Here is an 8,666-nt window from a genome sequence, read left to right as displayed (position 1 = left end):
CCTTCCTCACTGAAGGCGACGGGACATTTTCATACGCATGCCGGCCGCGCGTCCATCGGCCTGTGCAAGGCCGGCGGCGCTGCAATCACGGGAAGCGAAGCCAACAGTTGCGGGAGTTGGGTCGCCCGTCGGCGGATCCGGTCCCGCACAGGGGTGAAGCTGCGGCATGGTCGGAGGCGGGGCGGGTCCGACCGGAATCCGCTCGGCGGGCAGGTGAGGGGGAGGGTGTCGTGGTCGATCAGGACAGTTGGACGACGGAGGAGTTCGGAACCTCGCACGAGGGCCGGGTCGGTGTGCTTCTGGCCGATGGAACCGTCCCGGCCCCCGCGTATTTCGATTCCGCCTCGGGTTCGGCCGGCCAGTCGGTTACGCGGTGGAGCGTCTACGTCGGCCGCTCCCCGCACATTCCCCGGGCCGCCGTACTGCGCGCGGTGTGTTCCTGTGGCTGGACGGGTCCGGAGCACCCTCTCGATCGGGCGTCGATCGCGGGCGAGATGCCGGCGGAGGCGGGAGATGAGCAGGCGGATGCCTGTGAGCGGGACTGGGACGGGCACACCGCTCGCGTCGAGGCGAGCGCCATTCCGCTGCCGGATTCGGTGACCGTGCTCTTGGAGCGGCTGGAGGAGGAGATCGAGAAGCTGACCAGGACGTCCCCGGCGGGCCGCGGTGCGCGCGGCCCGCCGGTTGGAGGTCGTCGCCGAGAGGGTCGGGTACTGGGCTGCCCGTGACACCCGAGCCGATCTGACCAGCGCCCAGGCCGCGGTCGCGCTCGGCCTGGACGAGAAGACCGCCATCCGATTGATGGCCCGCTTCGGCCGGTGGAGCCCGTACGCCTGAATCCACTCGGTCGAAGGTGAATGGAGTGGGCGAGCGCGCCCATGAGTCCTGGAGCGCTCCGTTCTCGGCCGACCGCAGGGCCTCGGGGGCGGCGCTCCATCGCGGCCGTTGATGCGGCCGGCGGTTGCCGCCCCCTGGGGCCGTGGGTTGAGGATCTGCGCGGGTCAGGGCTTGATGACGGCGGTCCAGCCGAGGGTGCAGGAGAGCGCGGGGGCGGTGCAGGAGGTTTCGTAGAGGTCGCCGCTGGTGGTGAGGACCTTGACGTGGATGCGTTCGCCGTTGAGCTTGATGCCGACGCTGCAGGAGTTGCGCGGGTACCCGGGCGTGACGGGCAGCGTCAGGTCACGCCAGATGTAGGCGCCGGTGAGACTGGGCCGGTAGCCGACGAAGGCCTTCCCCCGGGTCAGGGCGGCACTGTACTCGCTACCGGGAGCGACACCGGCTACGACCGCGCCGTCGACGCACGGCCCGGCCGGACCGGCGGGCCCGGCGGGACCACGATCACCCTTGGGCCCCTTCGCGCCCTGAGGCCGCCGCGGCCCGTCGTCGCCACGCGACTCGTACGGCCCCTCGGACGCCTGCGCCGTACTCGCCCCACCGGTCCCCGTACCCGGGGCGGCGAGGGCCGGCGCCGCGATCGCGGTCAGGCCCAGCGCCAACGGGACGGCCCAAAGGGCCAGGGGCCGCACGCGCCGCGTGGTCTTCAAAACTTCCTGCATCGCTGCTCCATGGCACCAACCATCCACATCCACAGCCATGATGAACACGTCATTCCCTACGAGATCATGCACTGGTTCATGGAGCAGGTGGCCGGGCAGGTCGCGCGCTGCCGCATCGAGTTCGAGTAGGGCGGGCGGGAAGCAGTGGAATGATCTTGCCGGGGGCGGGTGTGATCACGGCGTCGGAGCCGTCTTGGATAGCCCTGTTCACCGGGCTGAGCCCGCGCAACTTCGGCAAGCTGGTGACGGTGTTGCGGCGTGCCGCAGAGGCCGGTGGCCGTGGAGCCAGCCGTTGGAGGACCGAGCCCCGCTGGTGGCTGCCTACTGGCGCACGAACTTGACGATGCGGCAGCTCGCTCCTCTCTTCGGCGTCTCGAAGTCGGCGGCGGACCGCATCATGGACCATATGGGGCCGAAGCTCGCGCTCCAGCCTCGCAAGCGGTTCGACGAGGGCGCCGTGCTCAGCGTGGACGGCACGCTGATTCCCACCCGCGACCACTTGGTGGGGGAGCAGTCGAAGAACTACCCCGTGCGGCTCCACGAGCTCGCCGATCTGGCGACGTCGCATGTCGTGCTGCGGGGTGATATTCACGGCGGACACGGAGCCCGTGCGCGTGAAGGCAGGATTTCTGGCCGTCGCCTGCCACTCTGTGCCTCATGGCTCTGAGACGAGGTGATCGCCCCGAGCGCCCCGAGCGCCCCGAAAGGTCGGCGAGGTGGCTGGCCTGGTTCGCTGCCGCGCCTGGTCTTGCCGCACTGATCGGCGTCGGAGCCACCCTGGCAACCGTCCAGCAGGCCGGGAAACAGCTCACGCTTGCCGAGGAAGGGCAATACACCACCCGATTCAATGAGGCGACGAAGAACCTGGGAACAGGAAAGAGGGACGTTGCGATCGGGGGTATCTATGCCTTCGACCGCATCATGCACGACTCAGAGAAGGATCAGCCAGGAGTTATCGCTGTCCTCACTGCCTACGCTCGGGAAAACAGTGCAGTGCCCATGACGGGAACCTTCACAAAGCTGTCTGGGCGGATCCCGGAACTGCGACCGGACATCTCTGCGGTGGTGAGCGTCATGGCGACCCGCCCGCAAGGCAAGGATGGCAGGGCACAGGTCGATCTGACCTACACGGATCTCCGCAACTTGAGGCTGACTGCGTACCGCGTCGACGAGACGCAGGACCAGCTGACCAAGGGGGGAGCCAAGCCTGAACTCCTACACCTGGGCCCCGTCAACCTAAACCAGGCTGACCTGCGCTTTGCCCGCATCGCGAGAGTGGATCTCGACAAGTCCTTCCTCGGATCCGCAAACCTCACCTGTCTCTTCTTCACGGACACGACCCTCCTGGGCTCCAACCTAGAGGGAGCCAAGCTCGACCTCGTCAACCTGCTTGAGGTGAAACTGGGCGACACGGCGAACCTGTCCGGCGCGCGCATGCGCGGCGCGACCCTGAAAGATGTCGACCTGTCGGGTGCCGACCTACGCAACACCGAGTTGTGTGACACGACGTTCGAGAACGTGAATTTCACCGGGTCAGACCTGCGCGGTGCGAAACTGAACGGTGCGAGGTTCGTCAACTCGACGGGCGTCCCCCCGGCCAATTCCCTGCCCTGCCGGGACTGGCCACTCCCGGCTCCTACCACTCCGGACGGCACAGTCGTGGATTCGCAGCCTTTTACCGAGCAATCCCGCCATGCCCACTGCAAGTACCCGGTGGACATGCAGTAAGGGCTGTCCCGTGATAGATCTTCGGACTTCGGTGGCGGGCTGTCTCACGACCGTTGGGACAGCATCGAGATACGCGTTGTCCGCAGGTAATCCCGCGCGCTCTCGTCGTCGGGTAAGCGCTCCCACGCGGTCCAGGTGGGGTCGACGTGGTACGCCCGTGCCGGGTCGCGCACGGGCAGGGCCAACTGGATGCGGATGAGCCAATCCGCGACCCGCCGCTCTGGCCGGATGCGAGGAGGTAGCCTCCGCCATGGCTGACGACCTTGGAGGGTTGCGGCCATGGCGGAGGCTACGAGAGTTCCTTCCGCATCAACGTGCACATCGTTTCGTAGCGGCGCAACGATCCATCAGGGGCTTGTTCGTGCCACGAGTCCGGCTGGCGGTCGTACTCGACATAGCCCAGTCGTTCGTATAACGCACGCGCCCGGGGGTTGCTTTCCTCCACAGCCAGCTGGGCCTGCCGCAGGCCGGGGTTCCTGATCCGCAGTTCTGCGGCTTCGACGAGGAACGTGCCGATCCCATACGACTGCAATGCGGGGTGCACTGCCAACTGCCACAAGGTGCCGACGCCCTCCTTGACCTGGTAGTCAACGCCGCCCTTCGCCACAGGGATGTCCGTTGCAGGGCATACCGCCAGGCATGCACACGGCCGCCCGCGTCTTCGAAGCCCGTTGGGGCCTGACCCCGATGTCTCCTCTGGACCGCACGCCGCGCCGCCGCCCCGTCACCGGCGAGGCCGAGAAGGCCGCCCGGGAGTCCCTGCAGCACACCGTCCGCGGCGCGGCCGCGCTCGCCCACGGCGACACCGACTTCCTCGACCGGCTCCGCGACGCCGGAGTCCGGGTGCGTGAACGCCGGGACGATGACGGGACGCTGCTCGGGTATGCGGTCGCGCTGCCCGGGGACCGCGCCGACCGTGGCAGCCGGCCCGTCTGGTTCGCCGGATCCACCCTCGCCTACGACCTGTCGCTGCCCCGGGTCCGGGAACGCTACGAGCCCCTCGTCGCCGATGCCGACTGGGCGCTCGCCGAGCACCGCATCCGGGAAGCGTCCGAACTCCTGGGCCGCGCCGGGCAGGACGAAGGCGCCGGCGACGTCGCGGCCCTCGGCGACCTCCTGGCGGTCGCCGCCGCCCACGGTCCCGGCAGTCGTCCGCGACCGCGTCCAGCGGGCGGCCGACGCCTTCGAGCAGGCCGCCCGAGCCCCCGGCGCCCGCTCCCTGGAAAGCCGCGTGCGAGCCGGCTGGCGCGCCTACAAGTCCCGGAGGGCGTAGGGAGGGCGCTGCTTTGGTAGCTGCTGGTCACGCCGCGGCGGCCGAGGACGATCTCGCCGATGCGCTGGTCGGTCGAAGAGGCCCGACCAGGAACGCACCTGGCCAGGCAGACGCGGAATGGGGCTCTTGCTCATGAACCGTCAGAGAGGTCAGCGGACGGTGCTGCTTCTACTCGCTGGCGGAGGCGCGGTCTATACGGCTTTCGAGCCCGCGGCACTTGGCGCCGCTCTCATGGGTCGGCATCGTGGTGACATTGCTGCACCTTCTGATGGGGGATCGGTGAGCATGTGCACAGCTCTCCAATTGGGGCCGCGCGGGGATGCGGGGGGACACCGGCCGCACGGCGGGCAGGCAAGGGCTCCGGGGTCGGGCCCTCAGCAGTTCGTCGCGGGTCATGTTCGAGCAGCCTGGGAGGTGGGCGACGGCCGGCCTTTTGTAGAGGTCGGCCTTGTACAGATCGTCCAGGTCCTCCGTCCTGGGTGCAGAGTGGATTCGCTTCTTCGCCGCAGCCGGATTCTTCGGGCTGGTGGTTCTACCGGAGGTGGTGGCCTTGCCGCCGGTGGCCTGCGGGCTTGCTGCTCGTTCGACGCTCGCGGGTAGGGCTTCCATGAGGTTGAAGACGCCGGTGGGCACGGCTGCGGGTTCAGCCAGGTTACCGGTGTGTGGTAAGCGTTGGCGCCATGAGTGCGGCGGTTGATGGGCCGGTCGCAGCTCGCCCTTGAAATGGGTCGGCGCCCGGCCAGGAGGGGATCCTGGGCTGGCGCCGACGTGTGTTGGTCCTGAATGTGGGAGTGGTTGGTCAGCCGAGGGTGCGGAAGGTGTTCCAGTCGTCCTCTTCGACGCGCCATCCTCCGCCGATTTTGTCGCGGGCACCGTGGTAGAGGTGGAGGGTGCCGTCGTTCTTGGTGAGGTACATGTCGGGGATGCCGTCGTTGTTGACGTCGGGTGTGCCGCGCAGGAGGGGCCAGGTGGTGCTGTCCCAGCCGGTGGTGCCGTAGGGGAGGTCCTTGCCGTCGGCGGAGTTGACGGCAAGGGCGAGGGAGTTGATGTCGGCTCCGCCGTTGGTGCCGGGCTTGCCGCGGCGCAGGGCCAGGCCGCGGTTGGGGTCGGCGTCGTCGCGGAAGAGGAGGTCGGGTACTCCGTCGGCATCGACGTTGCGGACGTCGATGATGTCGCGTTTGGTCCAGCTGGTGGCGGAGAGTTGGCGGGCTTCGGTGATGGAGGCGCCGGTGTAGCCGGTGAGGATCCACAGGGTGTCGCCGGCGGTGGCGAAGATGTCCTCGGCGTTGTCACCGTTCATGTCGGGGACGACGACGATCTGGGTGAGGGTGGCCGGGTTGGGTGCGTTCGCGGGCAGGAGGATTTCGGTGCGGCGGCTGATGTCGAAGCGGCCGTTGCCGTCGCCCTGGTAGACGTACAGCTTGCCGTCGGGCATGCGGGCGATGAGGTCGGTGATGCCGTCGCCGGGGAACCAGTCGCTGGAGTGCCCGACGAGGGCGCTCTTGCCGCTTGTGTCCTTCCAGTACCCGGCCGGTGCGGGCTTGCCGTTGTCGGTGGCGGCGGGCATCCAGGCGTCGACGTCGCCGATGGCGTCGGCCGGATAGACCCGCAGGTCACCGGCTCCATCGACAGCCAGCAGGTCGGCCTTCTGATCACCCGTCACGTCACCGCGTCCGTCGAGACCCGGACGAGGGCGGACGTAGAAGGTGTAGGTGAAGGGGTTGGAGGTGTTTCCGGCCTTGTTGACGATCCGAACGTAGAACAGGTTCGGTCCGGCGTTGTCGGGGTTCACATCCACGGTGACGGTGTCCTGGCCCGCGGCGGGGACGGCCTTCTGGTCGTAGATGGGGTGGTTGAGCGACCACTGGAACTCGCGGATGTCCGCCGGGTTCGTGCCGCCCGCGATGACCGTGATCTTGCCGGGGCCGAGGGTGTTCTTGCTCCATTCGGCGCCGTCGGGGCCGGGGGCGGGAAAGTCCTCGGAACGGATCGTCGGGGCGGTGGGCTGGGTGTGGTCGACAGTGAAGGTGCACCATCCGCCGCCGCCCGAGTCCAGCGGGCCGCTGCCCGACCATTGACCGTCCCAGTCGACGGCTTGGGCCAGCCAGTAGTAGGTGACGCCGGGGGTGAACTTCTCCCATTCCACCGTCACCTCGCCGAAGCCGTCGTTGGTGTCGTCGAACACGTCGACGGTGGAACCACTCGACGACCAGACACGGAAGTTCAGTTGCCGCAGATTGCCGTCACCGTCGGACGCCTTGGCGTTGAAGATCACGTCCGTCTTGCCGATCTTTACGATCGGTGCCTGTGTCGTGCACTCGCCGCCGGGTGTGGTGGACATGTCGGCCTTGACGGGAGTGTTGGGCACCCGGGTGTAGATGATGTCGATGTACGGGGCGCGGTCGCTGTTGACCATGAACTTTTTCCAGTAGTTCGGGTCGCTCTCGTTCGGGGAGCGCAGGCCCAGGGTGAGGTTCTGGTATCGGCCGTTGGCGCTCTCGGTGACGGTCGGTGTGATGTCGATGCGAACATCGGCGTCGGGGCAGGAGCTGTTGTACCCGTGACCGGTGGTCGCGCCGCCGATCCTCTTGCCCCAGAACGTGCCGTTGTTCGTGTTGTTCCAGTTGCTCCAGGTGTAGATCATCGGCGTGTGGTAGACGTCGAAGGGCTTCGGAGTGCAGCCCCAGGAGTAGGTCTGCAGCGCCTGGAGCGTCGCGGAGCGGATCTGCGCGCCATGGGTGACACCCGGGATCTCGAAGATGAACGCGGCACGTGAGGTGCCACCGGTCGTCGACTCGTATCCGACGCGGGCCTCAGGAGTCCCGCTTCCGCTGTTGTAGTTCATCCCGTTCCAGAAGCTGGAGTTGCCCTCCGTCTTGTAGAAGGCGGTCCAGTCCTGCTTGTGCCCCTTGATGGAGGGGTCGATGAACACGGGGTAGACGGTGTCCGCGTCCTGGAGGAGACGGGTGTCCGGCTTGATGGAAAGAACGTTCTCAGGGGAAAGGGCCGCGCCGGCCATCCGCCCGTGCGCACCCTCCGCACCGTTGAGCCCGGCCAGGGCCAGAGTCGGATGATCCTTCGCCTCGGGCGCGGGCTTCGCCCGCTCCTCGCCCTCGGTGACGGCGACCTTTCCAGCCGAGTCCCACATGTAGGGCGACGGTGACCCCGCGACCTCCACACCCGCGCTGTCGCGGATGCTCACCGACTGGGACACCCCATCAAGATGGAAGGTCAGGTCGGGTGAAGAAAGCTGGTAGTCGAGCCGCCCGAGCAGAGGGTCGGCGGCGGCCTGCTTGTCCTTGACGACCAGGACGTGGGTGTACCCGCCGTCCTGAGCGGTCATCACCAAATCGATCCCGGGACGGACGTTCTCGTACAGGGCACGGGACCCGGAAATCACCGGCACGGGAAGCGGCCCCGGCCAGGACACTGACAGATCATGCCCATTCGTGTTCAGGCGGACCAACTGCGTCCACGCCGGGCCGGGCGTGTCCGTCTTCGCGACCGCGGGACGCGTCAACGCGACACGGGAGACGCCACGCGAGGCACGACTATCACCACCAGCCTGGGGCACGGAACCCGCGCTGAACACCACACGCCCGTTCACCGCCTTGGGAGCGAAACCACCTTCCACGCGCTCCAACGTGGTGTCGACAGGCTTCCACCCGTTACCCACCTTGGCGCGCACCGCCGAACTCGAGACCCGCACCTTGAACGCACCATCGGGCTGCGCCCAGGTGGTGGTGTGCGCGCTTGCCTCGGTGGTGACCTCGACGTCCTTCCCGCTCTCACGCGCCAGTTTCTTGGCCCCGGGAGCCGCGACCGGGCCGCCCGCGGCTTGCTCGGCGGCTCGGTCCGGAGCCGGATCGCTGTCGCTCTGCAGGAGGACGACGGGGACGGCGACGGTGGCGGCGAGCAGGACCGCGATGGCACCCATCATCCGGCGGCGCCGATACCAGCGACGGATCGGGACGGGAACTTCGTTTTCCGTCACGGGTGTTGGCGGACTCTCGTCCACGGATTCTCCGACAGGCATGGGTCTTTCTTCTCCCCCCTCGGGCAGCACTCGGCCACCCTCGGCACTCAGAAAACAATTCCGGCCCCTGGCC

General features: G+C 67.8%; 5 protein-coding genes and 2 pseudogenes. 4 read left to right on the top strand and 3 right to left on the bottom strand.

What is annotated here, in order from left to right; all coding sequences use genetic code 11:
* The first annotated feature begins 666 nt into the window (after positions 1-666).
* A complete protein-coding gene (locus ACFVS6_RS28485) occupies positions 667-837 on the top strand; it encodes a hypothetical protein (RefSeq protein WP_389708186.1) in 171 nt (56 codons plus the stop codon).
* A 164-nt stretch (positions 838-1,001) separates the two neighbouring features.
* Here ACFVS6_RS28485 and ACFVS6_RS28480 read toward each other — a convergent pair whose 3' ends face one another.
* On the bottom strand, positions 1,002-1,556 hold the full coding sequence (locus ACFVS6_RS28480; RefSeq protein ID WP_389708184.1) for a hypothetical protein: 555 nt from the start codon (positions 1,554-1,556) through the stop codon (positions 1,002-1,004).
* A gap of 149 nt (positions 1,557-1,705) precedes the next feature.
* Here ACFVS6_RS28480 and ACFVS6_RS28475 point away from each other — a divergent pair.
* Both ACFVS6_RS28475 and ACFVS6_RS28470 read left to right on the top strand, forming a co-directional pair.
* A pseudogene (locus tag ACFVS6_RS28475) lies at positions 1,706-2,082 on the top strand (transposase family protein); the annotation flags it as partial.
* A 131-nt stretch (positions 2,083-2,213) separates the two neighbouring features.
* Positions 2,214-3,284, top strand: a complete 1,071-nt coding sequence (locus ACFVS6_RS28470) for a pentapeptide repeat-containing protein (RefSeq protein WP_389708182.1) — start codon at positions 2,214-2,216, stop codon at positions 3,282-3,284.
* Positions 3,285-3,573: 289 nt separating this feature from the next.
* On the opposite strand, the pseudogene ACFVS6_RS28465 reads toward ACFVS6_RS28470, so the two are convergent.
* Positions 3,574-3,921 (bottom strand): annotated as a pseudogene (locus ACFVS6_RS28465) (GNAT family N-acetyltransferase); the annotation flags it as partial.
* 2 nt (positions 3,922-3,923) lie between these two features.
* On the opposite strand from ACFVS6_RS28465, the gene ACFVS6_RS28460 reads away from it, so the two are divergent.
* Positions 3,924-4,577: a hypothetical protein gene (locus tag ACFVS6_RS28460; RefSeq protein WP_389708180.1), complete on the top strand. Its 654-nt coding sequence runs from the start codon at positions 3,924-3,926 to the stop codon at positions 4,575-4,577.
* A gap of 779 nt (positions 4,578-5,356) precedes the next feature.
* On the opposite strand, the gene ACFVS6_RS28455 is transcribed toward ACFVS6_RS28460, so the two are convergent.
* Positions 5,357-8,551 carry a DNRLRE domain-containing protein gene (locus ACFVS6_RS28455; protein ID WP_389708178.1) on the bottom strand — a complete coding sequence of 1,065 codons (3,195 nt, stop codon included), beginning with the start codon at positions 8,549-8,551 and terminating at the stop codon, positions 5,357-5,359.
* Between the last annotated feature and the right edge of the window lie 115 nt (positions 8,552-8,666).

This window comes from Streptomyces sp. NPDC057939 (assembly GCF_042887545.1).
In the GTDB taxonomy this organism is placed as follows: domain Bacteria; phylum Actinomycetota; class Actinomycetes; order Streptomycetales; family Streptomycetaceae; genus Streptomyces.
Note: the sequence above shows the minus strand (reverse complement) of the source record. Positions and strands in the feature narration are given on the sequence as shown.